Below are 24,231 nucleotides of genomic sequence, written 5' to 3'. Positions count from 1 at the left end.
AAGGGTATGGCGCAGCCTCCGGAAGCGGCTGTGGCGGGGGCGGCGCAAACCTGTAAACTGGCTTTCCTATGGACAGTTTCTCTAGGCGCCGGCCTGCGTCCCGGACTGCGGTTGCCGCAGCCGGTGCGCCCCGAGCCGGCAAAGCCCGCACACGTTCACCCCAGCATTCGCCTGCCGCTTCTTCGGAGCCTTCCAGTTCGGCTGCAGTCGACCACCCTCCGTCTGAACGTTTCGCTGCATCGCACTCACCCCTTTCTTTAATGGCGGTGGCCTGACATGGAATGGCTGTATTTGCTGTTCGGCCTGCTGCTCATTCTTGGCACGGGCTTCTTCGTCGCAGTGGAATTCGCCCTGGTGGCTTTGGACCAGCCCTCCGTCCGCCGCGCAGTGGAAAACGGTGACAAGGCAGCCGAACCGCTGCTGCGCTGCCTGACCACGCTTTCCACCCAGCTTTCAAGCTGCCAACTGGGCATCACCATGACCACCCTCCTGACGGGTTTCGTTATGGAGCCCTCGGTGGGCCGGCTGTTGGAAACACCGTTGACGGCCGTCGGACTGCCGCCCGTGGCCGTGGCCTCCGTCTCGGTCACCGTTGCCATGATCCTGGCAACGTTCCTCTCCATGCTGCTGGGTGAACTGATCCCCAAGAACATGTCTATTGCCATGCCCTTCCGCATCGGCAAGGCGCTGGCCCGGCCGCAGTTGGCCTTCACCGTGGTGTTCAAGCCTGCCGTCCTGCTGCTGAACGGTTTTGCCAACCGCATCCTGCACCTCTTCGGCCTTGAGGCCAAGGAAGAGGTCTCCGGCGCCCGGACCCCGTCCGAACTTTCGTCCATGGCGCGGCGGTCGGCGGAAATGGGCACCCTGGACAAGGACACCGCAGCGTTCCTTTCCCGCACGTTCTCCTTTGCCGGCCGCACAGCGGCCGACGTGATGACCCCGCGCATCAGGCTGGAGACGATCGACGCCGAACAGCCGGTGGCCGACGTCATCGAAGCTGCGCGCCGGACCGGCTACTCGCGGTTCCCGGTGCTGGGGGACTCCCCGGACGATATCCGCGGCGTCGTACATGTAAAGAAGGCTGTGGCCGTACCCCGCAGCCGGCGGGCCACGCTCCCTGCGGCGGCGATCATGAGCGAGGTCCTGCGGGTGCCGGAAACGGTGCACCTGGATTCCCTGCTCTCGGAACTGCGCAACGCGAACCTGCAGCTCGCCGTCGTCCTTGATGAATACGGCGGAACCGCCGGCGTTGCCACGCTCGAGGACCTGGTCGAGGAAATTGTCGGCGAGGTGTCCGACGAGCATGACAAGGCCAAGCCCGGCGTACTGCAGAGCGCTTCCGGCGCCTGGTACTTCCCCGGAATCATGCGTCCCGACGAAGTATCGGCACTGGTGCCGCTGCTGCGGATGCCCGACGAAGCCGGCTATGAAACTGTGGGCGGCTACATCATGGCTGAACTGGGCCGCATTGCCCGGGCCGGGGACCGCGTTCCGGTACCCGGCGGCCTGTTGGAAGTGGAACGGATGGACGGCCGGCGCATTGACCGGGTGAGCTTCATTCCGCAGGACGAAGAACAGGATGAATCCCATGTGGAGGACGAGGACGCTGCCGCTGCAGAACGGCCGGCACGCAGGGAAGGCATCCGATGAGTGACCTGGCAGGAATTTTCTGGCTCGTGGTCCTGCTGCTGGGCAACGCCTTCTTTGTAGGCGGCGAGTTTGCCGTGATGTCCGCGCGCCGCAGCCAGATCGAGCCGTATGCCGAGGCTGGCAGCAAGCGGGCCAAAACCACGCTGTGGGCCATGGAGCACGTCTCGCTGATGCTTGCCTGCGCCCAGCTTGGCATCACCGTCTGCTCGCTGCTGATCCTGTCCGTGGCCGAGCCGGCCATCCACCACCTGCTGTCCGTGCCGCTGGAAGCGGTGGGACTGCCGGTAGAAGCGGCCGACGGCGCCGGTTTCCTGGTGGCGCTGCTGGCGGTCACCTTCCTGCACGTAACCATCGGCGAGATGGTCCCCAAGAACATCTCGGTGTCCGTGGCGGACCGGGCCGTGCTCCTGCTGGCACCGCCGCTGGTATTCATCTCGAAGCTGGTGCGGCCCGTCATCGGCACGCTGAACTGGCTGGCCAACCATGCCCTGCGGCTGATGGGCATCACGCCCAAGGACGAAGTGGCCTCCGCGTTCACACTGGAGGAAATGCAGTCCATCGTCGAAGAGTCCACCAAGCTGGGGACGGTAGCCGATAACTCCGGCATCATTTCCGGGGCACTGGAATTCTCCGGGCAGACCGCCGGCACGGTCATGGTGCCGCTGGAGGAACTGGTGACGCTGCGGACCGATTCCACTCCTGCCGAATTCGAGCGGGCGGTGGGCCGGACCGGGTTCTCGCGCTTTGTCCTGGTGGACGAAGCGGGAAACCTGACCGGCTACATGCACTTGAAGGACATCATGTCGATTCCTTTGGAAGCCTATGAACGGCCGATCACGGAGAACAAGGTCCGCACCCTGGCCAACCTGCGCCTGGATGACGAAATCGAAGATGCGCTGGCCGTGATGCAGCGCACCGGCTCCCACCTGGCCCGCGTGCTGGACCGGGAGGGAACCACCCGGGGCGTGCTGTTCCTGGAGGACATCATCGAACAGCTCATCGGGGAGATCCGGGATGCCACCCAGGCGCAGGGGTTCAGGCGGACGGGCGAAAGCCTGTAACTGAATGCGCCGGCCCGGCATAATCTAGATGCGAACGATTCGCGTTTAGGTTATGCTGGGAAGGCTCCGGCGCCGGCCGGGCGCGCTACCTTACCCACGCCTATCAGGAGCACACCCCCTTATGCCCCGCATCCCCGCCCGTCTGGCCGCAACCCTCATGGCCGGCGCTCTGGCGTTGGCCGGCTGCTCCGGCAGCGGGGAACCCGAAGATGCTAACGACGACGTAGTGAACGTGGTGGCGTCCACGGACGTATACGGCAACATCCTGAGCCTGGTGGGCGGCGAAAACGTGGAAGTGACAGCGCTGATTGACCGGCCGAGCCAGGACCCGCATTCCTACGAAGCCACTGCACGGGACCGCCTGGCCGTGTCCAAGGCCGATCTGGTGGTGCTGAACGGCGGCGGCTATGACAGCTTTATGGAAAAACTCGCGGAGGATGAGGGAATCCCCGCGGAGGACATCCTCAACGCTGTGGAAATTTCCGGCCTTGAGGACTCCGGCGGGGATGGACATGCCGGGGAAGATCACGCCGAAGACCACGCCGGGCACAACCACGGTTCGTTCAACGAGCACGTCTGGTACAGCCCCGAAGCCATGGGCCTGCTGGCAGAGGCCGCTGCGGAACGCCTGGCCGGCCTGGACACCGGTGCCGCCGAAACCTTCCGCAGCAACGCCGCGGACTTCAATGCTGGCATCGAGAAGATCAACGCCTCCCTGGCTGCCCTTCGGGAAACCGCCGGGGGACGCGACGTCGCCCTGACCGAGCCGGTGCCGGACTATCTGGTGGAGGAAGCCGGATTGCACAACGTGACGCCGTCGGACTTCACCGAAGCCGTCGAGGAAGGCTCCGATGTACCGCCGCGGATCCTGAGTCAAATGCAGGATCTGGTCACCGGCGGCGGAATCGCTTTCCTGGGCTACAACGAACAGACCTCCACATCCCAGACCGAAGCGGTCCGTGAAGCCGCGCAGGATGCGGACGTGCCGGTGCTGGACTTCACTGAAACCCTGCCCGAAGGGCAGGACTACCTGCAATGGATGACCGCCAACACGGCCGCCATGGAAAGGGTGCTGCAGTGAAGCCTCCCGCAGAGCCGGTGGTCAGGCTGCGCGATGCCGGTCTCTCCTTCGGCGGCCGCACGTTGTGGAAGAACCTGGACCTGGACATCAACGCGGGGGAGTTCCTGGCCGTGCTGGGGCCCAACGGCTCCGGAAAGACCAGTTTCCTGAAGGTCCTGCTGGGGCTGCAGCCCCTCACCGGCGGCACCGTGACCATCAACGGCCGCAACGTGCACCGCGGCAGCAAGGACATCGGCTATATACCGCAGCAGAAGTCCTTCAGCCCCGGCACGCCGCTGCGCGGCCGGGACCTGGTGGGGCTCGGCGTCGACGGCGACCGCTGGGGCCTGCGCCTGCGCCGGGCACCGGTGCGGCGCCGGGTGGACCGGCTGCTCGAACAGGTGGGGGCCACCTCCTACGCCGATGAACCCGTGGGACAGCTGTCCGGGGGTGAGCTGCAGCGGCTGCGTGCCGCCCAGGCGCTGGCTACCAACCCGGACCTGCTGCTCTGCGACGAGCCGCTGCTGTCCCTGGACCTGCATCACCAGCAGGCGATCAGCTCGCTGATTGAGCAGCGCTGCCACGACGACGGTTCCGCCGTTGTGTTTGTGACCCATGAGATCAACCCGGTGATCGAATACGTGGACCGGGTGCTGTACCTCGCGGGCGGCCAGTTCCGCACCGGCACGCCTGCCGAGGTGCTGCGCAGCGACGTCCTGTCCGAAATGTACGGCAGCCGGGTTGAAGTGCTGCGCAGCCATGGCCGCATTGTGGTCCTGGGCATTCCGGACGCCACCACCCACCACCACGGAGAAAGCGAGGGGGACCTTGGACCTGCGTAGCTTCTTCGACGCCGTTTTTGACTTCAGCGACTACGGCGAGCTGTTGCCCTTGGTGCAGAACTCCATCTGGGCCGCAGCCATTCTGGGGCTGGTCGGCGGATTGATCGGCACCTTCGTGCTGATGCGCGACCTCGCCTTTGCGGTGCACGGCATTGCCGAACTCTCCTTCGCCGGCGCGTCCTTCGCCCTGCTGATCGGGGCCAACGTGGTGGTCGGCTCCCTGGCCGGGTCCGTTGCCGCCGCCGTCCTGCTTGCCGTGATGGGCTTGCGGGCCCGGGACCGGAATTCGATCATCGGGGTGATCATGCCCTTCGGACTGGGCCTGGGCATCCTATTCCTGGGCCTTTATGAAGGGCGCTCCGCCAACAAGTTCGGCCTGCTGACCGGGCAGATAGTCGCGGTGGACGCCGTCCAGCTGAACCTGCTGGCCGGCGTGGCGGCCGTGGTGGTGGCAGCCCTGCTCTTCATCTGGCGGCCGTTGACCTTCGCCAGCGCCGATCCGGACCTGGCTGAGGCACGCGGCGTGCCGGTCCGGGTGCTGTCGATTGTCTTTATGTTCCTGCTGGGCCTGGCCGTAGCCCTGTCCATCCAGGTGGTGGGGGCGCTGCTGGTGCTTTCGCTGCTGATCACCCCTGCGGCTGCGGCACTGCTGGTGACTTCCTCGCCGCGGCTGGTGGTGTTCCTCAGCGTGGCCTTTGCGCTGGTTTCGTCGGTGGGCGGCATCCTGCTGGCCCTGGGCGGCCGGATTCCGATCAGCCCGTACGTCACCACGGTGTCCTTCGTGATCTACCTGGTGTGCCGGATTATCCGGCGCGTCCGCAGCGGTTCCCGGCGTGAACTGAGCCGGAACACGGCCACCGCCGGGGCCTAAGGGTTACCCCGAACCTGGGCCGGCTGCCGGAACCTAGGGTGACGGGGTTGCTTTGGCGGCGCTGCATTCGGGACACAGCCCGAAGACTTCAACGGTGTGGGCCACCTCGGTGAACCCGTGCCTGGCGCCCAGCCCTGCCGCCCAGCTTTCGACGGCCGGTGCTTCCACCTCCACCGCCTTGCCGCACTCGCGGCAGACCAAATGGTGATGATGGTGTCCGACGGCGCAGCGCCGGTACAGCGCCTCGCCGTCGCCCGTGCGCAGGACATCCACCAGATTCTCGTCAGCCATGGACTGCAGGATCCGGTAGGCGGTGGCCAGCGAAATCCGTTCACCGCGCTCCTGCAGCAACCGGAAAAGTTCCTGGGTGCTGACAAAGTCGTCCAGTTCGTCCAAGGTGCGGCCCACTGCCAGGCGCTGGCGGGTCACACGCGTTTCCGGTGCCCGCTTGGACGTCCGGGATGTCTCTGGTGACACGGCGGTTCCTCCAGGCGTATTGGTCGGGCGAACCCCTAGATTATCAGCCGGCCTGCGGCAGCGTCCTGCCCGCCCGCATCCCGCCGGAGTAGGGTGGCGCTATGAAAATGACGAAGTACACGCACTCCTGTGTCCGTTTCGAACAAGGCGGCAACGTCCTGGTGCTGGACCCCGGCACGTTTTCCGAGGTTGACGAGGCGCTGGACGGCGCCCACGCCATCCTGGTTACCCATGAGCACGCGGACCATCTGGACCGCACTCGGGTGTTCGCGCAAATGCAGCAGCAGCCCGGCTTGGAGCTTTTCGCCCCCCAGTCCCTGGCCGACCTGCTGCGTGCCGACGCACCTGACCTCGCCGCCCGGATCCATGAGGTGCAGCCCAACACGGCGTTCACCATTGCCGGTTTCGGCATCCAGACCTTCGGCGGCCAGCATGCCCTGATCCATCCGCTGATCCCCATGGTGGCCAACATCGGCTACCTCGTCGAAGGCAGGGTCTACCACCCCGGAGACTCCTTAGTGGTCCCGAACGGCCTGCGCCCCCGCACCGTGCTGGTGCCCGTCCACGCGCCCTGGTCCAAGCTGGGTGAGGTACTCGATTTCGTCATCGCCACCGGTGCCGAGCGGGCGTATCCCATTCACGACGCACTGCTGAATGAGACCGGGCTGGGCATGGTTGAAGGCCACGTCACCCGGTTCGGCAAGACCTACGGGACCGAGTACCGGCACCTGTCCGCCGGTGAAAGCGTGGAGCTGTAGTGGATGTCCTGATTTCCGTACCGGATCTGGCACAGGCACTGGAATCGGACCGCCCGCCGGTGCTGCTGGACGTGCGGTGGGTGCTGGGCGCCAGCGACGGGCGGGAAAAGTACCTGCAGGAACACCTGCCGGGAGCGGTCTATGTGGACATGGATACCGAACTGTCCGCACCGGCGGTCCCTGCAGAGGGCCGGCACCCGCTGCCGGATCCGGCGTCGTTCGCCGACGCCGCGCGCAGCTGGGGTCTGAATCCCGGCGACACGGTGGTGGCCTATGACGACGCCGCCGGCACGGCGGCCGCCCGCGCCTGGTGGCTGCTGCGGCACGCGGGGTGGGAGGACGTACGCCTGCTCGACGGCGGGCTGGGGGCCGGGCGGGCCGCCGGCCTGCCGCTGGAGACCGGTCCGGTCACCGTGCAGAAGGGAACTGCGGAGTTGTCCTGGGGGAACATGCCCGTGGCCGGCCTGGAGGACGTGGAAGGCCTGGCCGCGGCCGGGACCCTGATCGACGCGCGGGCGCCGGAACGCTACCGGGGCGATACCGAACCGGTGGATCCCCGCGCCGGGCACATTCCCGGCGCTGTGAACCGTCCTTCCACCGACAACCTGGCACCGGACGGCACCTTCCGCAGCCCGGCTGAACTGCGCAGCGCGTTCGAGGCACTGGGCGTACGTCCCGAGGCGCCGGTGACGGCTTACTGCGGCTCCGGCATCTTCGCCTCCCACGAAGTCGCCGCCCTGGCACAGGCAGGGATCCCCGCGGCGCTGTATCCGGGATCCTGGTCGCAGTGGTCCAACACTCCCGGCGCGCCGGTGGCTACCGGATCCGAACCCGACCGTGCTGAAGAGCCGCACGAAAAGGGGTAGCGTCGAATCATGTTTACCGGCCGACCCGTCCCGCCGCCGTTCCGGGCACCCCTGCCCGCCGTCGACCGCACGGAGCACCCTGAAGGAGAACCCATGCCCACCCTGTTCACGCGAATCATCAATGGGGAGATTCCCGGCCGTTTCGTCTGGAAGGACGACGAGGTGGTGGCGTTCCTGAGCATCGGTCCGCTCAGCGACGGCCACGTGCTGGTGGTTCCCCGGCAGGAGATCAATAAGTGGACGGACGCACCGGCGGAGCTGATGCAGAAGCTCATCACCGTGGCCCGGGCCATCGGCGCTGCGCAGGTGGAGGTGTTCGGTTCGGAGCGGGCCGGCCTGACCGTTGCCGGATTCGAGGTGGACCACCTGCACCTGCACGTCTGGCCAGCCAACTCGATGGAGGACTTTGACTTCAGCCGGACCGAGTCCAACCCGGATCCGGAGCGAATGGAGGCCAACGCCCAGAAGCTGCGCCAGGGACTCCGGGACGCAGGCTACGGGGAGTTCGTTCCCGAGGCCTAACCTGGCACCGGTCCAAATGCAGCCTCCGGCACGGTCCGGTTCGTTTCTCCGAAACGAACCGGACCGTTTTCGGTTTCAGACTCTTGAATCCGGTCCCTGTATCACAATTAACGGAATCACTGTTTTACCGGAACAGGTATTGAATTCAGGTATTTAATTACTGTGGTCAGTCTGTAATCACTCATCAAAGATGGCGCCTGCTGGCGTTTATCGGATGAGTGAGAAGGACAATGCGGAACCTCGAAAACGAAGAACTCAGGACAACGAACGGAATGCGCAACAAGCGGCGCCGGGGATACAGAACAGCCTTGGTGACCGGTATTGCCGTCATGGCCGGCTGGTTCATTGCGATGGGTGGACCGGCCGTCGCAGACCCCGGCGAAACCGTGGTGGTCCCTGAACTGCAGCTGGTTGACCCAGATTATGACCAGACTATTGAACGCGGGCTTTACATCTATCGGAAAGTCGATCCGGACGGTATTGCGGACTGGGGTAATTCAGGCCCGCAAACCCTCTTGGACTCGCAACCGGGCTATGGGACGTTTTCGGGCGTATGGGACTTACTACCCCCTGGGATCTGCGGGCAGGATTGGGCGCTTGCGGAGTACAACATTCAGCATGTCGCCCCCTTTACCTGGCCGCAGACAATCACTTACCCGAATTTCCCGGCCGTTGACCTCCTGGATGTCTGGAACGAAAGCCTCAATAACATATGGGTAATCCCGGACTGTGAGCCTACGGTTGAACCGACGGTTCCGCCGACGGATGGTCCGACGGTTCCGCCTACGGTTGAACCGACGGTTCCGCCGACGGATGGTCCGACGGTTCCGCCGACGGATGAGCCGACTGGGCCGCCGACGGATGGTCCGACTGGGCCGCCGACGGATGGTCCGACTGGGCCGCCGACGGATGAGCCGACTGGGCCGCCGACGGATGAGCCGACTGGGCCGCCGACGGATGGTCCGACTGGGCCGCCGACGGATGGTCCGACGGTTCCGCCGACGGATGAGCCGACTGGGCCGCCGACGGATGGTCCGACTGGGCCGCCGACGGATGGTCCGACTGGGCCGCCGACGGATGGTCCGACTGGGCCGCCGGCGGATGGTCCGACTGGGCCGCCGGCGGATGAGCCGACTGGGCCGCCGACGGATGGTCCGACTGGGCCGCCGACGGATGGTCCGACTGGGCCGCCGACGGATGGTCCGACGGTTCCGCCGACGGATGGTCCGACGGTTCCGCCGACGGATGGTCCGACTGGGCCGCCTACCGATGAGCCGACGGTTCCGCCGACGGACAGTCCTACTGATCCGCCTACGGGAGAGCCCACAGACCCGCCCCAGGTTTGCCCGGCGCTGCCGCCGTCAGATACCCCGGATGAACCGACGGCCTCGCCGACGGGTACTCCCACGTCGCACCCGACGGCCTCGCCGACGGGTACTCCCACGTCGCACCCGACGGCCTCGCCGACGGGTACTCCCACGTCGCACCCGACGGCCTCGCCGACCGGCACTCCTACGGCCTCGCCGACCGGCACTCCGTCGGACGCCCCGTCGGATGCCCCGTCGGGTCCGGCATCGGATCAGCCTTCCGGTAGCCCGTCAGCGGGTACACCCGGTCTGCCTGGCGACACCACGCTGCCGGAGTTGCCGGTCACTGCACCTCTGGCTCCGCCCGCCGGCGCCGGCAATGGCATACCGCCAAGAGTCACGCCCACCACCACAGGCCAGGGTGCTGCGACTCCCGGTTCAGGGGTGCGTATCCAGGCAAATCCTGCCCAGCGCGTTCCTGAATCCGGACTTGCCTCTACCGGTGCAGAAGGCATGTGGGTCACGGGAACCGCGTTACTTGTCCTAGCCGCCGGGTCGGTGTTGCTGCTGTCAGCACGACGCAGGGAGAGCTAGCACGACGCAACTGGCTCCGTTGGGGCACCCGGCCGGTGAATCGGCCGGGCGGGTGCCTCAGGCCGGAGCCAGCGCCGAGTTCAGTGCGGTCCGGATCCGTTTCTCCGAAACGGTCCGGGCCGTGCCCAGTTCCTGGGCAAAGAAGCTGATCCGCAGTTCCTCGATCATCCAGCGCACCTCGGCAAGTTCCGGGGGAGTGCCGCGGCCGGGCGCCAGCGCCGCCACGGCGTCGTCGTACTCATCCTCCAGACGCTGGACCACTGCCATGGACAGCCCGTCGCGCTGCACGTTGCCGGGCAGCTTCTCCAAACGCCGCTCAATGCCGGCCAGGTAGCGGGGCAGGTGCATCAGCTGGGCGTAGCCCGTTCGGGCCACGAACCCCGGATACACCAGGGCGTCCAGCTGTGCCCGGATGTCGTTCAGGGCGCTGATCAGGGACAGCGAAGTGGTGCCCTTGAGCGCCTTCGTGATCCGCCTGGTGCTGGCGAGGATCTTCTCCACAATGGCGGTGACGGTGAAGACGGTGTCGATCAGTTCAGCCCGAACGGTTTCATAAAGTGCATCGAATTCCGCGCGGGTCCAGGGCAGCACCTCCGGGGTGAGCTTGTCCACTGCGGCCAGCGTGCAGTCCTCGATCAGCGCAGCCACACTGCCGTGCGGATTTTGGCTGAAGGTCAGCTTCTCGGTGTTGCTCAGGTGCTCCAGTACGTATTTAGCCGGGCTGGGTACCCGCAGCACCAGCAGCCGGATGACTCCGGCGCGCATTGCCGTGCGCTGTTCACCCGGGCTCTGGAAGATCCGCACGCCGGCCGTGCTGCCTTCATCCACCAGCGCCGGATAACCGGTCACGGTGTGGCCGGCCACCAGCCGCTGGACCTGCTTCTCCAGGGTGCCGATGCTCCACTCGGTCAGTCCGGTCCGCTCCGCCACGGAGGAGGAGGAACCGCTGCCGTTCGCAGTAGCTGGGGCCTTGCCGTTGGACCCGTTGGACCCGTTGGACCCGTTGGAACCCTTGGAACCCTTGGCGCCCTTGGGTCCGCGCGGCTGAACGGTCGACGGCGTGGCGCCCAGTGACTCGGCAATGGCGCGCCGGGTGGCCGGGGCCAGGGCCTCCTGCAGTGCCGCAAGGTCCTTGCCTTCGTCCAGCACCCGACCGGCGGAATCCACCACGGTGAAGGTCATCCGCAGGTGCGCCGGCACCGCGTCCCAGTTCCAGGAACCGGGCGGAATGATGGAGCCCTTGAGCCGGCGCAGCACCAGTTCCAGGGACGGCTCCAGCTCATCGGAGGCAGGGTCGAAGTCCGCGGCCAGCGCAGCGGCAGCCGAGCGGGCGACGTCGGGCGCAGGAACGAAGTTCTTCCGCACCGCCTTGGGCAGGGACTTGATCAGGGCGGTGATGAGTTCGGCGCGCAGCCCCGGGATCTGCCACGCGAAGGGTCCGGGCGTGAGCTGGTTCAGGAACAGGACCGGCACTTCCACCGTGACACCGTCGTTGGCGCCGGGCACGCCGGGCGTGAACTCGTAGGTCAGCGGCAGCTCGAAGGAACCGTAGAAGAAGGACTTGGGGAAGTCGTTCTCGTCCAGCCCCTCGGCGTTGTCGGTGCGCAGGGCATCCGGGTCAAAGTCCAGCAGGGCGGGGTTCTCGTGCCGGGCGGACTTCCACCACTTGTCGAAGTGCCGCTCGGAGACGACGTCGGCGCCCACGCGCTCGTCGTAGAACTCGAAGAGGGTCTCGTCATCCACGCGCAGGCCGCGGCGGCGGACCCGGTTCTCCAGTTCCTCCACTTCGGCCAGCAAGGCCTGGTTGCGGTGGAAGAACTTGTGGTGCGTGCGCCAGTCGCCCTCCACCAGGGCGTGGCGGATGAACATCTCGCGGGAGAGCACCGGATCGATCCGGCCGTAGTTGATGCTTCGCTGGGGCACCACGGGAACGCCGTACAGGGTGACCTTCTCATAGGCCATTACCGCGCCGCGGCTCTTGGACCAGTGCGGCTCGCTGTAGGTGCGCTTGACCAGGTGCGGCGCCACTTCCTCGGCCCAGAGCGGATCAAACGACGCCGCCACCCGCGCCCACAGCCGGGAGGTCTCCACCAGTTCGGCCGCCATCACCCAGTCCGGGGACTTCTTGAACAGGGCCGAACCGGGGAACACCGCGAAGCGGGTACCCCGGGCGCCGGCGTATTCGCGCTTGCGCTGGTCATAGAGGCCGATGTGGCTGAGCAGCCCGGCCAGCAGCGACATATGGATTTCCTTATGCCGGCCCACCGGGTCCACCGGGTCCGGGGACAGGGTGATGCCCAGCGGCTTGGCCAGCTGGCGCAGCTGCGCAAACAGGTCCTGCCATTCGCGGATGCGCAGGAAGTTCAGGAACTCGTTCTTGCACAGCCGCCGGAAGGCGGAGGAGGACAGCTCCTTCTGCTTTTCCTGGACGTAGCGCCACAGGTTCAGGTAGCCGGTGAAGTCCGACTTCTCGTCCACGAACCGCTTGTGCATTTCCGCGGCCTTCTGCGCGCGGGCCGGATCGTCCTTGGAGGGCCGCTCGCGCGGATCCTGGATGGTCAGGGCGGCGGTCAGGACCATGAGCTCCTTGGCGCAGCCGCGCTGGCCCGCTTCAACGATCATCCGGCCCAGCCGCGGATCCACCGGCAGCTGGGAGAGCTTGCGGCCCACCGGGGTGATGCCGCCCTTGGGATGCAGGGCACCGAGTTCGCGCAGCAGCACCGCGCCGTCGTTGACCGCCTTGGAATCCGGCGGCTGGACGAACGGGAAGTCGGATACATCCTTGGGGCCCTTGGCCACGCCCATGGCGGCCATCTGCAGGATGACGGCGGCGAGGTTGGTGCGCAGGATTTCCGGATCGGTGAACTCGGGCCGGGACTCGAAGTCCTCCTGCGAGTACAGGCGGATGGCGATGCCGTCCGAAACACGGCCACAGCGCCCGGAGCGCTGGTTCGCCGAGGCCTGGGAGATGCGTTCGATGGGCAGCCGCTGGACCTTGGTGCGGTGCGAGTAGCGCGAAATGCGGGCGGTGCCGGTGTCCACCACGTATTTGATGCCCGGCACGGTCAGGGACGTCTCGGCGACGTTGGTGGCCAGCACGATCCGGCGGTTGCGGCCGGGGGAGAAGACCTTGTGCTGCTCGGCCAGGGAGAGGCGGGCGTACAGCGGCAGGATCTCGGTGTTCGCCAGCCGGGGGTTGCGTGCCACCGAGGAACGCAGGGCGTCGGCGGCGTCGCGGATTTCGCGCTCGCCGGAGAAGAACACGAGGACGTCGCCGGGCGCTTCGCGGGAAAGTTCGTCCACTGCGTCGCACACCGCGTCCACCGGGTCGCGGTCCTCTTCGAGTTCGTCTTCGGGGCCGTCGTCGTCGCTGCCGCCGTCCGCGGGCTGGTTCAGCGGACGGTAGCGGATTTCCACCGGGAAGGTGCGGCCCGACACTTCGATGATGGGCGCCGGCTTGCCGTCCAGGGCGAAGTGCTCCGCGAAGCGCTGCGGATCAATGGTGGCCGAGGTGATGATCACCTTCAGGTCCGGGCGTTCGGGCAGCAGCCGGCGCAGGTAGCCGAGGATGAAGTCGATGTTGAGGCTGCGCTCGTGCGCCTCGTCAATGATGATGGTGCTGTACTTCTTCAGCTTCGGATCATGCTGGATTTCGGCCAGCAGGATACCGTCGGTCATCAGCTTGACCTTGGTCTTGCGGCTGGTCTCGCCGGTAAACCGGACCTGGAAGCCCACTTCGTCGCCGATTTCGACGTCGAGCTCGGACGCGATGCGCTCGGCCACGGTTCGCGCGGCAAGGCGGCGCGGCTGGGTGTGGCCGATCAGGCCCTTTTCCGCCAGCCCCAGTTCCAGGCACATCTTGGGGATCTGGGTGGTTTTACCGGACCCGGTTTCACCGGCAATAACGGTGACTTGGTTGGCCGCGATGGCAGCCATGATGTCTTCGCGGCGCTCCGAAACGGGCAGCTGGGCGGGATAGGAAATTGTCAGTGCCATGTTGCCACCAGTCTAGTGGCTTGGCTCGGGCCGCTTAGGGAGATTCCGCCGTGGGCGGGATTTCGACGGCGTGCTGCAGCAGGGTGACGGCGCGGCGGGCACGCTCGCGCATCTCGGGCGGCTCGAGGATCTCGAAAGGCACACCCCAGGCCGTGAGGTTGATCAACGGCAGGTCCAGTGAATCCCAGCCGCCGCGCAGGATGGTGTGCCCCGGCCCGTCCGCGCTGAGGTTGGCGACATCCGGCGGCACGCGTTCGGCGACCATGGCCAGCGGTGCGGCCAGGCGCACCACCACGGTGTAGCGGTACGGGTTGCGGGTAATGGATTCCTGCACGTAGGCGGCAAGGTCCCGGGCCGGCAGTGGACGGGGCGTAAAGCGTTCCCGCTGGGCCGGTGTGCTGTCGCAGCGGTCCACCCGGAAGGTCCGCCAGTCGCAGCGCTCCAGGTCCCAGGCCACGGCATACCAGCGCCGCCCGGTGCTGACCAGCCGGTAGGGCTCCACCATGCGGCGGGCGGATCCGCCGTCGGCGCCGGTGTACCGGAAGGAAACAACCCGGTGCTCGGTGATCCCGGCGGAAAAAGCGGTAAGGATGCCGGGGTCCACCCCGCCGGGCGGCCCGGACAGGGTGGAGACCGATTGGCGCAGCGCGGAGAACTTGGGCCGCAGGCGGCCGGGCAGCACATGCTCCAGCTTCGCCAGTGCCCGAACGGAGGCTTCGCCGATGCCGGTCACGGGTCCGGTGGCCACCGCCGTCAGCCCGAGGGCGACGGCGAGCGCTTCGTCGTCGTCGAGCAGCAGCGGGGGCAGCTGTGCGCCGGCTCCCAGCTGGTAGCCGCCGGCGATACCCGGGGATGCCGAAATGGGATAGCCCAGCGTGCGCAGCTTGCCGATGTCCCTGCGCACGGTGCGTTCGGTGATGGACAGCCTCTCCGCCAGGGCGGACCCGGTCCATTCGCGGCGCAGCTGCAGCAGGGACAGCAGTTGCAGCAGCCGTGCTGAGGTTTCCAACATGGAAATCAAGCTACGCCGAATTCAGGTCAAAAGCTGTCCTGATCTGTTTCTAGGCTGGGAAAACTTCCGTACGAATTCCCCAATCACACGAATCCCCAAGGAAAGGCGCAGCCATGACGCAGGACCAGCAGCAGGAGAACCGAGTGGAACAGCAACGCGTGCCGGCGGCCGAGCTGGCCGGGCAGCTCGCGTGGCACTGGGAGAACCAGGCCCGCCCCCGGCTTGCCGGCCTCACTGACGCCGAGTACTTCTGGGAACCGGTGCCCGGATGCTGGAACGTGCGCCCGCGCGGTACCAGCATGGCTCCGGTGCAGGGCGGGAGCGGAGACTTCACCATCGACTTTGCCTTTCCCGAGCCGGAGCCGGCGCCGGTCACCACCATCGCCTGGCGGGTGGCGCATCTGCTCGTCGCTGTCCTGGGCATGCGGAACGCCGCCCATTTCGGCGGCCGGCCGGTGAGCTATGAGGACTTCGACTATCCCGGTACCGCTCAGGAGGCCCTCGAACTGCTGGACGGGTACTACGCAGCCTGGATTACCGCGGTGTCGGCGCTCAGCCCCGGGGAGCTGGCCGCTCCGGCCGGTGAGGCGGAGGGCCGCTGGGCGCAGGAGCCGATGTCCGCGCTGGTGCTGCACATCAACCGGGAGATGATCCACCACCTGGCCGAGATTGCGCTGCTGCGGGACCTGTACGCCAACGGCCTGCGCTGACCAACCGAATCGGCTGCTCCCGGACATGCCTCGGGTGCGGCGGCTACCCGGCGCCGCTGCTGCGGCACCCTAGTGCCGATGACCGTACAGCTGCTGGTAGCCGCGCACGGCATCGAAGCCGGACGCCGGCGGCACATCATCGCTGCCCTCCGTGGTGAGCGGGGGAAGGTGCCCGGTTCCGTCGGTGCGCACGGCACGGACTGTCGCAGTGAGGAGCGCGGCAAATCCCGCCGCCAGGAGGAACACAATGACCAATGCTGACAAAAATTCCATACCCCCAGACTGCGGCGGTCCTCCCGGAAAAATAAGTGGCAGAAAGGACCATTAGCGTGAAGAAACTGCCATACTGGCCGCATGCTGAAAACGGTGGCGGTGATCGTGCTGGACGGACTGGCGGTGTTCGAGCTCGGGGTGCTGGCCGAGGTCTTCGGCATCGACCGGACGGAGCGGCCCGGAGGTGTGCCCGCCTTTGACTTCACCGTGTGCACGCCGGAGCCGGGACCGGTCCGCACCAAGGCCGGATTCAGCATGAACGTTGAGCACGGCTTGGAAGCCGCGGACCGGGCGGACCTGGTGGTGATGGCACCCTCCGAGGGGACCGGAAACCGTGTGCCGGAATCCGTGACAGCGGCGCTCCGGGCTGCCCATGAGCGCGGTGCATGGGTGATGAGCGTTTGCTCCGCCGCCTTCGTGCTGGCCGAAGCCGGGCTCCTGGACGGCCGCAGGGCCACCACGCACTGGATGTACTCGCGTGAACTCGCGGAACGGTTTCCGCAGTGTGAGGTGGATGAGGACGTGCTCTACGTCCAGGACGGAAACATCCTCACCAGTGCCGGGACCGCGGCGGCCATCGACGCCGCCCTGCACCTGGTGCGGGGAGAGCTGGGGGCAGGCGTCGCCGCCGCCATCGCGCGGGACATGGTGGTCCCGCCGCACCGCGACGGCGGCCAGGTCCAGTTCATCGCCCGGCAGGTTCCGGCCGCGGCCTGCGAGACACTCGAAGAGATGCTGGTCTGGATGGGAGAAAACCTGGGCCAGGAGCACACAGTGAAGGACCTGGCAGCCCGGGCCAGCATGTCCGAGCGGACTTTTGCACGCCGGTTCAAGGCCGAGACCGGTTCCACGCCGGCCGCCTGGCTCACCCGCCAGCGGGTGCTGCGGGCCCAGGAACTGCTGGAGGATACAGACCTGGGCATTGATGAAGTGGCCAGGGCCACCGGTTTTGGACAGGCCGAGCTGCTGCGCCACCATTTCCGCCGCGGACTGGGCGTCAGCCCCGCAGCCTACCGCCGGACCTTCCGGGGCCGGAGTGCTGCGGCGGCCGGGTAAGGCCTGCCATTGCGCAGCGCAGCTCCATCCGCCGCGGCGCGGCGCCGCCAGGCTGCGGACCACCATTGCGTTGCATACCGGCTGGTCGGTATTGTCGGCCCCACATTGCCACACCCATTGCCATACCCGCCACGCCGGTCCGCGCACTGAGGCACGGACGGCAACCAAGGAGAGCCATGTCTGAAACACCAGTAAGCTCCACCCGACGTGTAGCCGTAGTTACCGGTGCCGGCCGGGGAATCGGCGCAGCCGTTGCCGCCCGGCTGGCCGCGGACGGCCATGCCGTAGCGGTCATCGACCTCCGGGAGGAAGACACCGCGCGGACCGTCGAAGCCATCCGCCACGCCGGGGGAGAAGCCCTCGGCATCGGCGCGGACGTGTCCGATGCCGCCGCCGTCGAACAGGCCGTGGCCCGGATCGCCGCGGAACTGGGCCCTCCCACCATCCTGGTGAACAACGCCGGCATCCTGCGCGACAACCTGCTGTTCAAGATGAGCGAGACGGACTGGGACGCCGTTATGGGGGTGCACCTGCGCGGCGCATTCCTGATGAGCCGGGCGGTGCAGGCCCACCAGGTGACGGAGGAGTGGGGACGGATCATCAACCTCTCCTCCACCTCCGCCCTCGGCAACCGGGGCCAGGCCAACTATGCCGCCGCCAAAGCCGGCATCCAGGGCTTCACCAAGACGCTGGCCATCGAGCTCGGCCGCTACGGCGTCACCGTGAACGCGATTGCCCCCGGATTCATCGAAACCGACATGACCAGGGCGACGGCGGAGCGCGTGGGGGTGCCGTTCGAGGACTTCATGGCGCACGCCGCCAAGGAGATACCGGTGGGCCGGGCAGGTACCCCGGAGGACATAGCTGCTGCCGCGTCGTTCTTCGCCCGTGCGGAATCCTCCTTCGTCTCCGGCCAGGTGCTGTACGTCGCCGGCGGACCCAAGGACTAGCGGTGGCACACTTCGGATCCGTTGCGGAGCTGTCCGCTGCAGAGGGACACGTGGAAACCAGCGACTGGATCACCATCGACCAGGAACGCATCAATATGTTTGCCGATGCCACGGATGACCACCAGTGGATCCATGTGGATCCCGAGCGAGCCGCCGATGGCCCCTTCGGCAGCACCATTGCCCACGGCTACCTCAGCCTGGCCCTGCTGCCGGCGCTCGCCTCCGGCCGGTTCCGGGTGGACGGCATGGTGATGGGCGTGAACTACGGCCTGGACAGGGTCCGTTTCCCGCACCCGGTGCCGGTGGGCAGCCGGGTGCGGGCACGCTCCGAAATTGCCTCGGTGGAGCAGGTGGACCGTGGCGTGCGGGTGAAACTGCTGGTGACCGTGGAGATTGAGGGCGTGGACAAGCCGGCCGCAGTGGCCGAGTCGATCTCGCTCTACGTGCTCGAGTAAGAAAGCGTGCTGGAGTAAGAAAGCGTGCTGGAGTAACCACAAAGGAGGGCCCGTTTGCGAACGGGCCCTCCTTTGTTTCGGGTTTAGGCGGGATGCCCGGCGGGCCTAGTCCGGCAGCCCGTTGGCGGGCATAGCGCTGCGTTCCCCGGTGTATTCCTGGACGTCGTCGCCGTCGACCGTGTACGCGGCGCCGAAGTAGGACTGCACCCCGTTATCCACCCGGGTCAGCATGGCTCCGGTGTAGCCGCGGTGGCTGTCCCCGCTGAAGCCCAGGGGCACCAGGCCGTTGCCGGTGACATTGCCGGATTCCAGTGCCTCAAGCAGGGATTCGCGGGTGGGATTCTCTCCGGCCTCCTTCAGTGCTTCCACGAACAGGTAACCGATGGACATTCCGAAGACGGTGTTCCCGTCGAAGGCGGCGCCGGCGTTGTACTCCTCGTTGATTTCCCGGAACTTCTTGATCCAGTCATCCTCGGTTTCCGAATAGGCGGGAAGGTAGTTGGCGCTGACGAACCCCTGCAGCAGCTTGTTCGTGTTTTCACCCAGATAGCCGGACAGGGTGTTGTAGTCTCCTCCGGCAGAGGAGGCCATCCACTGCGGGAAGTAGCCCAGCTTGGCAGCAGTTCCCACGGCCTGGGCGCTGAAGCCGTTGATCGTGGCCATGAAATTCACCTCGCAGCCTGCTTCCTTCATGGCGCTGATCTGGGCGGCAATGTCGGTATTGGCCGTGGAATAGACCTGGGCATCGGCCAGCCCGTCGGAACCCAGCACCGCTTCCAGGCCGGCTTTGAACTCGTCGCCGAAGTCATCGTCCTGGCCGAAGAAGCAATAGGTCTTGTCCGGGAACTCCTCCTGGGCATAGGTGGCCAGGATCCGGGACTCGGTGGGGTAATCCACCATGAAGCCGTAGGTGTAGGGGTACTCGTCGGGCTGGTCCCAGGTGGGGGAACCGGAAGCGACAAAGAGGTCCGGCACCTCGTTGTCGTTGACGAAGTCCAGGACGGCGCTGTGCGGCGGCGTGCCCAGTCCGCCCACCAGGGCAAACACCTCGTCCTGGAGCACCATTTCCCGCACGGCGGACTGCGTGTTGGCCGGGTTGTAGCCGTCATCTTTCACGATGTATTCGATGGTCCGGCCGTTGACGCCGCCGTTGTCGTTCACATAGTCGAAGTAGGCCTGGGTGGCCGGGGAGATGGTGGAATAGCCGGCAGCCGCGGGGCCGGTCAGCGGCTGATGGGTGCCCACCGTGACGGTGGTGTCCGTGATGCCGGGAACGTCTTCGGCAGCCGGGTCGGAGCCTTCCTCAGGCGAAGCGCATGAGGATAGACCAAGGGCTGCTGCTGCCAGGACGGCGGCACCTATGCGGAGCGGGGAACGAGTCATCATTGACCTTTCTGGGTTGCGGGTTGCTCCGCCGGCTGGTGCCGGATCGGAAGAGTCGGGGAGGCCGGACGCTGGGCGGACGCAGGCGCCGCGGACCGGGCGGGGGATGCGGAACGTTTGAAACCGGTCCGGTGCCAAAGCTTCACAAGCAGGCCCTGGATGCCCTGCGGAGCGAGCAGCACCACCAGGACCAGGACGAGCCCGAAGATGGCTACGGAGAGATTGCCGTCCAGGCGCTGGGCCAGGTCCGTGGGCAGTGCCAACCGGGAGGTGGCCGTGCCGATCAGGTGGGGCAGGGCCACCAGGAGCACCGCACCCCAGACCGCTCCGGTGAGCGAGCCGATGCCGCCGACAACGGCGGCCATCAACAGGAACAGTGAGAACACCAGCGAGTAGGCTCCGGGGCTGGCGCTTTGCGTGGTGTAGGCCAGCAGGCCGCCGCCCATGCCCGCCGCACCCGAGCTGATCACAAAGGCAGCCACCTTGGTGCGGGCCGGGTTGATCCCGGCCAGCGCAGCTGCCACGGGGTTGTCCCGCACGGCACGCAGTTCACGGCCGAAGCGCCCGCGGAGCAGGTTGGCCAGCACCGCCATGACCGCCACGGCGCAGACGACGGCGAGCCAGGCCTGCCAGGCCTCCGTGGACACGGTCCCGCGCAGGGCTGCCGGACGCTTCTGAACCGTGACCCACAGTCCCTGGTCTCCGCCCAGCACGGAGGAAAACGTGCTGGTTACGGCGGGCAGCGCGACCACCAGGGCCATGGTGAAACCGGCCAGATAGGGCCCGTGCAGCCGCCCGGCGGCCAAGCCGATCACCAGGCCCAGGACACCTGCACCGGCCACGGCCGCGACCAGCGGCACGACGAGCAGCAGCGGACCCTCCACCCCGGCGTCGTCCAGCGCATTGGCGGTCAGCGCGTAAGTGTAGGCACCGGCGGCCATCAGGGCCGCCTGGCCGAGGGAGAGCTGCCCGCCGGCTCCGGTCAGCAGGGTCAGCCCGGCGATCCCGCACAGGTAGGCGCACGCCGTCGCCAGCTGGTAGGAGGTGAAGGACGGGATGATGAACGTCAGGCCGATCAGGAAGACGGCCGCGGCGGCGGCAACGAAGTAACGCAGAAGGACGCTCATACGGTTCGCTCCTTGGTCATTGCGAAAATGCCGCCGGGCCGGACAAGCAGTACGGCCAGCAGCAGGACCAGGACGGCGACGGGGGCCAGGGTGGCGCCCAGGTAGCCGCTTACCCAGCTGAGCAGGACACCCACGGCCAGTCCGCCGATGACGGCGCCGGCGGGCGAATCCAGTCCGCCGATGACGGCCACGGTGAAGGCGTACACAAAAACCGTGTCGGCCGCGTGCGGGTTCAATCCCAGTTCGGTCGGGATTACCAGCAGTGCGGCGAGCGCACCCAGGGCCGAGGACAGAGCCCACCCGAGGGTGAGCATCCGGGATGTCCGCACCCCCAGCAGCCGGGCGAGGTCCGGTGCAAAGGCTGAAGCACGCAGCCGCAGCCCCAGAGGTGTTTTGGTGAAGAGCAGCACCAGGGCTCCCACCAGCAGGGCAATGCAGGCGAACACGAACAGGTCGTAGGAGGAGACCGCGGTGATGCCGAAGATTTCCACGGGGTTGGAACTGAACGGCGTTGTCATGGTCCGGTAGCTGTTGCCGAAGACCATGCCCAGGACCGCCTGGATCACCAGCAGCAGTCCCAGCCCGGCGATGACCGGGTTCAAGGGCGAGGAGTTACCCACGAAGCGCATGACGCCGCGTTCCACCAGGGCTCCGATGAGGAAACCGGCAGCGAGCGCCGCCGCCAGGCCGGCCCAGTAGTTGCCGGTCAGCGCGGTGACGGTGAAGGCGATGTATGTGGCGGCCACTGCCATGGCGCCCTGGGCAAAGTTCACGATCCGCGCCGCTCGCCAGATGAGGACCAGGGAGAGGGCAAAGGCCGCCAGGACAGCACCCCGTGCCAGTCCGTCGAAGGTGAGGAAAAGGAATCTGTCCATTAGAACCCCAGATAGGTGTGGCGGAGGCCGGTGTCGGCGGCCAGCTCGGCTGCGGGCCGTGCTGCGACGATTCGGCCCAGGTTGAGGATGATGCCGTGGTCCGCGACGGCCAGGGCGCTGCGGACGTTCTGTTCAATCAGGAGTACGGTCAGCCCGGTATCGTCCCGGAGGCTGCGGAGCATGCCCAGGATCTGGGCGGTTACCTTCGGCGCCAACCCGAGGGACGGTTCATCCAGCAGCAGCAGCGATGGTGCGGCCATCAGTGCCCGGCCGAGGGCAAGCATCTGGCGCTCGCCGCCGGAGAGCTGGTGCCCGGGGGCTTTCCGGCGGCGGGCCAGGGGCTCGAACAGTGTGTACATCTCCGCCAGGACAGCGGCTGCCGCCTTGCGGTCGCGCCGCCACAGCCCGCCCAGGCGCAGGTTCTCATCCACCGTGAGTTCGGTAATTACGCCGCGGCCTTCGGGAACGAGCGCTACTCCCTGCCGCACCATGGCCTCCACCGGGACGCGGGTGAGGTCTTTGCCGCCCAGCCGGATGCTTCCGGCCCACGGCCGCAGCTGGCCGGTGACGGTCCGCAGCAGCGTGGTTTTTCCTGCGCCATTGGCTCCCACCACCGCGGTGATGGAACCCTCTTCCACCGTGAGCCCGACGTCGTGCAGGACCCGGACGGCGCCGTAGCCGGCATTCACGCCCTCCAGGACCAGTCCGCCGCTCATGCGACGTCGACCCCCAGATAGGCATCGGCGACAGCAGGGTCCGCACCGATTTCTGCCGGCGTTCCTTCTGCGATCAGCCTGCCGAAGTCCAGCACCGCGATCCGGTCGCAGACGTCCATCACCAGGTCAACGTGGTGTTCCACGAGCACCACCGAGCAGCCGTTGCCGGGCATGGTGCGGATCAGCGACGCGAGTTCCTCGATGTCTTCGTGGGCCAGCCCGCCGGCGGGTTCATCCAGCAGCAGCAGCCGCGGTTCGCTCACCAGTGCCCGGGCCAGGGCCACCTTCTTCCGGATGCCGTAGGGCAGGGTGTCCGGCAGTGCTGCGGAATAGCCGGCGACGTCGAGGGCAGCGAGCGCGGCCAGCGCACGGTCCCTGAATTGATCCTCCTGCCGGGCGGCGCCGGGCAGGGCCAGCAGGTCCGCTCCGCGGCGGGATTCAGCAGCGAGTCCCGCCATCACGTTCTGCAGCACGGTCAGCCCCGGGAACAGGCCCAAACCCTGCAGGGTGCGTGCCACGCCGTGGCGGGTAAGCCGGTGCGGACGGGGGTGGAAATCCCGGCCGTCCAGAGCCAGGCTGCCCCCGGTTGGCGGGAAAACTCCGCAGATGACATTGAAGAGGGTGGTTTTGCCGGCACCGTTGGGTCCCATCACCCCCACGACCGCGCCGGCCGGAATGTCCAGGGACACCGAGTCCAGGGCGGACAGGCCGCCGAACCGGACGGTGATCCCGTTGAGCTGCAAACGCGGCGGTTCCGACCGGTCGGTATGTTGCTCCTGCATGAGTACTCCATCGTCTCTGCTCTTACCTTGCGTGCTGTGGTGGCGCGTGTGTTGCGGTAGGGAGGGAGGTGCGGTGGTGCTGGAGGTGCGGTGGTGCTGGAGGTGCTGGAGGTGCAGTGGTGCTGGTGGTGCAGTGGTGCTGGCTTCGGCTACTTTGCCTGCAGGCCCGCCAGGTAAAGGTCGGTCAGTTGGGCTGCTACCGTCTCGCGGCTAATGGCCCCGCCGGGGGAGTACCAGTAGGAGAGGTAGTGCGGATCTGAGAAAAAGTTTGCTGCGAGTACCGGAATGGGGATGTCGGTGCGGAACACTCCATCCTCCTGGCCTCGGACCAGGATGCGGGTGAAGGCCTTGTTGAACTCGCGCCGCCGCCGCTGCACCTCTTCCAATCGGTCTTCGCTCAGCATGTGCTGCGAACGGAAGAAGACTGTCCCCTCCCGGATCCAGTCAATGGAGGTCCGAATCAGGTCCTCGCACACCAGCCGCAGGGTTTCCGCGGCGGGCAGCCCCCGCCCGATGATCTCGGTCAGGTGCTCGTGCTGCAGGGTCAGGATGCGGTCGTAAATGTCGAAGAGCAGGTCATCTTTGGAATTGAAGTAGTGATACAGCGCCCCCTTGGTTACTCCTGCAGCGTCCACAATCTGCTGGACGCTGGTTTTGGCGTAGCCCTGCCGCGCGAAGAGCTCCACGGAGGTCCGTGCCAACTCTTCTTTGATGTTCATGGTTTTCATTGCGGCAGGTCCGGGTTTCTCGCGGGTATTCGGGGTCCGGCGGCGGAGAGCTCAGAACCGACCGGTTGGTATGTGCGAACACCATAACCCGGGAAGGTCTGCAGAGCGCAAGGTTTTTGGCGGAATTGTTTTGCGCGGCCCGCATGATTCCGGTTTCGGG

General features: G+C 66.7%; 22 protein-coding genes. 12 read left to right on the top strand and 10 right to left on the bottom strand.

The genetic code is table 11. From position 1 onward, the window contains the following. Positions 1-276 precede the first annotated feature (276 nt). The 5 genes from LJ754_RS00640 (at position 277) to LJ754_RS00620 (ending at position 5,484) form a co-directional block, all read left to right on the top strand. A complete protein-coding gene (locus tag LJ754_RS00640; protein WP_227913805.1) occupies positions 277-1,650 on the top strand; it encodes a hemolysin family protein in 1,374 nt (457 codons plus the stop codon). Continuing rightward, positions 1,647-2,711, top strand: a complete 1,065-nt coding sequence (locus LJ754_RS00635; RefSeq protein WP_227913806.1) for a hemolysin family protein — start codon at positions 1,647-1,649, stop codon at positions 2,709-2,711. Before LJ754_RS00640 ends, LJ754_RS00635 begins: the two co-directional genes overlap by 4 nt. 121 nt (positions 2,712-2,832) lie before the next feature. After that, positions 2,833-3,792 carry a metal ABC transporter solute-binding protein, Zn/Mn family gene (locus LJ754_RS00630; RefSeq protein ID WP_227924928.1) on the top strand — a complete coding sequence of 320 codons (960 nt, stop codon included), beginning with the start codon at positions 2,833-2,835 and terminating at the stop codon, positions 3,790-3,792. Next, the gene (locus LJ754_RS00625; protein ID WP_442860295.1) at positions 3,747-4,613 is read left to right on the top strand and encodes a metal ABC transporter ATP-binding protein; all 867 of its coding nucleotides are present in this window, start codon (positions 3,747-3,749) and stop codon (positions 4,611-4,613) included. The genes LJ754_RS00630 and LJ754_RS00625 overlap by 46 nt, the downstream gene beginning before the upstream one ends. Next, complete coding sequence (locus tag LJ754_RS00620; RefSeq protein ID WP_227913809.1) at positions 4,600-5,484, top strand: metal ABC transporter permease; 885 nt, start codon at positions 4,600-4,602, stop codon at positions 5,482-5,484. Before LJ754_RS00625 ends, LJ754_RS00620 begins: the two co-directional genes overlap by 14 nt. Before the next feature lie 33 nt (positions 5,485-5,517). Here LJ754_RS00620 and LJ754_RS00615 read toward each other — a convergent pair whose 3' ends face one another. Further along, the gene (locus tag LJ754_RS00615) at positions 5,518-5,961 is read right to left on the bottom strand and encodes a Fur family transcriptional regulator (RefSeq protein ID WP_227913810.1); all 444 of its coding nucleotides are present in this window, start codon (positions 5,959-5,961) and stop codon (positions 5,518-5,520) included. Positions 5,962-6,062: 101 nt separating this feature from the next. Here LJ754_RS00615 and LJ754_RS00610 point away from each other — a divergent pair, with 101 nt between their 5' ends. The 3 genes from LJ754_RS00610 to LJ754_RS00600 all read left to right on the top strand — a co-directional run bounded on the left by LJ754_RS00610 (position 6,063) and on the right by LJ754_RS00600 (position 8,107). Continuing rightward, complete coding sequence (locus LJ754_RS00610) at positions 6,063-6,719, top strand: MBL fold metallo-hydrolase (RefSeq protein ID WP_227913811.1); 657 nt, start codon at positions 6,063-6,065, stop codon at positions 6,717-6,719. Next, on the top strand, positions 6,719-7,585 hold the full coding sequence (locus LJ754_RS00605; RefSeq protein WP_227924926.1) for a sulfurtransferase: 867 nt from the start codon (positions 6,719-6,721) through the stop codon (positions 7,583-7,585). Before LJ754_RS00610 ends, LJ754_RS00605 begins: the two co-directional genes overlap by 1 nt. Positions 7,586-7,678: 93 nt before the next feature. Beyond that, the gene (locus LJ754_RS00600; RefSeq protein WP_227925406.1) at positions 7,679-8,107 is read left to right on the top strand and encodes an HIT family protein; all 429 of its coding nucleotides are present in this window, start codon (positions 7,679-7,681) and stop codon (positions 8,105-8,107) included. A gap of 1,958 nt (positions 8,108-10,065) precedes the next feature. On the opposite strand, the gene hrpA is transcribed toward LJ754_RS00600, so the two are convergent. Together hrpA and LJ754_RS00585 are read right to left on the bottom strand one after the other, a co-directional pair. Next, positions 10,066-14,004, bottom strand: a complete 3,939-nt coding sequence (gene hrpA / locus LJ754_RS00590; RefSeq protein ID WP_227924925.1) for an ATP-dependent RNA helicase HrpA — start codon at positions 14,002-14,004, stop codon at positions 10,066-10,068. A 34-nt stretch (positions 14,005-14,038) separates the two neighbouring features. Beyond that, positions 14,039-15,016 (bottom strand): helix-turn-helix transcriptional regulator, encoded by a 978-nt coding sequence (locus LJ754_RS00585; RefSeq protein ID WP_227924924.1) that lies wholly within the window; start codon positions 15,014-15,016, stop codon positions 14,039-14,041. 113 nt (positions 15,017-15,129) lie between these two features. On the opposite strand from LJ754_RS00585, the gene LJ754_RS00580 reads away from it, so the two are divergent. Then, the gene (locus LJ754_RS00580; protein ID WP_227924923.1) at positions 15,130-15,726 is read left to right on the top strand and encodes a DinB family protein; all 597 of its coding nucleotides are present in this window, start codon (positions 15,130-15,132) and stop codon (positions 15,724-15,726) included. A gap of 69 nt (positions 15,727-15,795) precedes the next feature. Here LJ754_RS00580 and LJ754_RS00575 read toward each other — a convergent pair whose 3' ends face one another. Next, positions 15,796-15,999, bottom strand: coding sequence for a hypothetical protein (locus LJ754_RS00575; protein WP_227913816.1), 204 nt, complete (start codon positions 15,997-15,999; stop codon positions 15,796-15,798). Positions 16,000-16,080: 81 nt separating this feature from the next. Between LJ754_RS00575 and LJ754_RS00570 the strand changes: the two genes are divergently transcribed. The 3 genes from LJ754_RS00570 to LJ754_RS00560 all read left to right on the top strand — a co-directional run bounded on the left by LJ754_RS00570 (position 16,081) and on the right by LJ754_RS00560 (position 18,460). Continuing rightward, positions 16,081-17,055, top strand: coding sequence for a helix-turn-helix domain-containing protein (locus tag LJ754_RS00570; RefSeq protein ID WP_227924922.1), 975 nt, complete (start codon positions 16,081-16,083; stop codon positions 17,053-17,055). Between the two features lie 176 nt (positions 17,056-17,231). After that, positions 17,232-18,005, top strand: a complete 774-nt coding sequence (gene fabG, locus LJ754_RS00565; RefSeq protein WP_227924921.1) for a 3-oxoacyl-ACP reductase FabG — start codon at positions 17,232-17,234, stop codon at positions 18,003-18,005. A 2-nt stretch (positions 18,006-18,007) separates the two neighbouring features. Beyond that, positions 18,008-18,460, top strand: coding sequence for a MaoC family dehydratase (locus LJ754_RS00560; protein WP_227924920.1), 453 nt, complete (start codon positions 18,008-18,010; stop codon positions 18,458-18,460). Positions 18,461-18,565: 105 nt separating this feature from the next. Here LJ754_RS00560 and LJ754_RS00555 read toward each other — a convergent pair whose 3' ends face one another. The 6 genes from LJ754_RS00555 to LJ754_RS00530 form a co-directional block, all read right to left on the bottom strand. Then, complete coding sequence (locus tag LJ754_RS00555; protein ID WP_227924919.1) at positions 18,566-19,843, bottom strand: ABC transporter substrate-binding protein; 1,278 nt, start codon at positions 19,841-19,843, stop codon at positions 18,566-18,568. Continuing rightward, positions 19,843-20,970, bottom strand: coding sequence for a branched-chain amino acid ABC transporter permease (locus LJ754_RS00550; RefSeq protein ID WP_227924918.1), 1,128 nt, complete (start codon positions 20,968-20,970; stop codon positions 19,843-19,845). The genes LJ754_RS00555 and LJ754_RS00550 overlap by 1 nt, the downstream gene beginning before the upstream one ends. Next, on the bottom strand, positions 20,967-21,845 hold the full coding sequence (locus LJ754_RS00545) for a branched-chain amino acid ABC transporter permease (RefSeq protein WP_227913822.1): 879 nt from the start codon (positions 21,843-21,845) through the stop codon (positions 20,967-20,969). Before LJ754_RS00545 ends, LJ754_RS00550 begins: the two co-directional genes overlap by 4 nt. Continuing rightward, a complete protein-coding gene (locus tag LJ754_RS00540) occupies positions 21,845-22,561 on the bottom strand; it encodes an ABC transporter ATP-binding protein (RefSeq protein ID WP_227913823.1) in 717 nt (238 codons plus the stop codon). Before LJ754_RS00540 ends, LJ754_RS00545 begins: the two co-directional genes overlap by 1 nt. Then, positions 22,558-23,343 (bottom strand): ABC transporter ATP-binding protein, encoded by a 786-nt coding sequence (locus LJ754_RS00535; RefSeq protein WP_227924917.1) that lies wholly within the window; start codon positions 23,341-23,343, stop codon positions 22,558-22,560. The genes LJ754_RS00540 and LJ754_RS00535 overlap by 4 nt, the downstream gene beginning before the upstream one ends. Before the next feature lie 149 nt (positions 23,344-23,492). Then, on the bottom strand, positions 23,493-24,062 hold the full coding sequence (locus LJ754_RS00530; RefSeq protein WP_227924916.1) for a TetR/AcrR family transcriptional regulator: 570 nt from the start codon (positions 24,060-24,062) through the stop codon (positions 23,493-23,495). Between the last annotated feature and the right edge of the window lie 169 nt (positions 24,063-24,231).

Source organism: Arthrobacter sp. zg-Y40 (assembly GCF_020731535.1).
Classification (GTDB): domain Bacteria; phylum Actinomycetota; class Actinomycetes; order Actinomycetales; family Micrococcaceae; genus Arthrobacter_B.
The sequence above is the reverse complement of the archived record's forward strand: the minus strand, read 5'-3'. Positions and strand labels throughout refer to the sequence as shown.

What these genes read in the sequence shown, in the direction of transcription:
- LJ754_RS00585 (WP_227924924.1), bottom strand. Translation starts at nt 15,016, where the DNA reads ATGTTGGAAACCTCAGCACGGCTGCTGCAACTGCTGTCCCTGCTGCAG.
- LJ754_RS00635 (WP_227913806.1), top strand. Translation starts at nt 1,647, where the DNA reads ATGAGTGACCTGGCAGGAATTTTCTGGCTCGTGGTCCTGCTGCTGGGC.
- LJ754_RS00570 (WP_227924922.1), top strand. Translation starts at nt 16,081, where the DNA reads ATGCTGAAAACGGTGGCGGTGATCGTGCTGGACGGACTGGCGGTGTTC.
- LJ754_RS00580 (WP_227924923.1), top strand. Translation starts at nt 15,130, where the DNA reads ATGACGCAGGACCAGCAGCAGGAGAACCGAGTGGAACAGCAACGCGTG.
- LJ754_RS00630 (WP_227924928.1), top strand. Translation starts at nt 2,833, where the DNA reads ATGCCCCGCATCCCCGCCCGTCTGGCCGCAACCCTCATGGCCGGCGCT.
- LJ754_RS00610 (WP_227913811.1), top strand. Translation starts at nt 6,063, where the DNA reads ATGAAAATGACGAAGTACACGCACTCCTGTGTCCGTTTCGAACAAGGC.
- LJ754_RS00545 (WP_227913822.1), bottom strand. Translation starts at nt 21,845, where the DNA reads ATGGACAGATTCCTTTTCCTCACCTTCGACGGACTGGCACGGGGTGCT.
- LJ754_RS00600 (WP_227925406.1), top strand. Translation starts at nt 7,679, where the DNA reads ATGCCCACCCTGTTCACGCGAATCATCAATGGGGAGATTCCCGGCCGT.
- LJ754_RS00640 (WP_227913805.1), top strand. Translation starts at nt 277, where the DNA reads ATGGAATGGCTGTATTTGCTGTTCGGCCTGCTGCTCATTCTTGGCACG.
- LJ754_RS00550 (WP_227924918.1), bottom strand. Translation starts at nt 20,970, where the DNA reads ATGAGCGTCCTTCTGCGTTACTTCGTTGCCGCCGCCGCGGCCGTCTTC.
- hrpA (WP_227924925.1), bottom strand. Translation starts at nt 14,004, where the DNA reads ATGGCACTGACAATTTCCTATCCCGCCCAGCTGCCCGTTTCGGAGCGC.
- LJ754_RS00625 (WP_442860295.1), top strand. Translation starts at nt 3,747, where the DNA reads ATGGATGACCGCCAACACGGCCGCCATGGAAAGGGTGCTGCAGTGAAG.
- LJ754_RS00555 (WP_227924919.1), bottom strand. Translation starts at nt 19,843, where the DNA reads ATGACTCGTTCCCCGCTCCGCATAGGTGCCGCCGTCCTGGCAGCAGCA.
- LJ754_RS00535 (WP_227924917.1), bottom strand. Translation starts at nt 23,343, where the DNA reads ATGCAGGAGCAACATACCGACCGGTCGGAACCGCCGCGTTTGCAGCTC.
- LJ754_RS00540 (WP_227913823.1), bottom strand. Translation starts at nt 22,561, where the DNA reads ATGAGCGGCGGACTGGTCCTGGAGGGCGTGAATGCCGGCTACGGCGCC.
- LJ754_RS00575 (WP_227913816.1), bottom strand. Translation starts at nt 15,999, where the DNA reads ATGGAATTTTTGTCAGCATTGGTCATTGTGTTCCTCCTGGCGGCGGGA.
- fabG (WP_227924921.1), top strand. Translation starts at nt 17,232, where the DNA reads ATGTCTGAAACACCAGTAAGCTCCACCCGACGTGTAGCCGTAGTTACC.
- LJ754_RS00530 (WP_227924916.1), bottom strand. Translation starts at nt 24,062, where the DNA reads ATGAACATCAAAGAAGAGTTGGCACGGACCTCCGTGGAGCTCTTCGCG.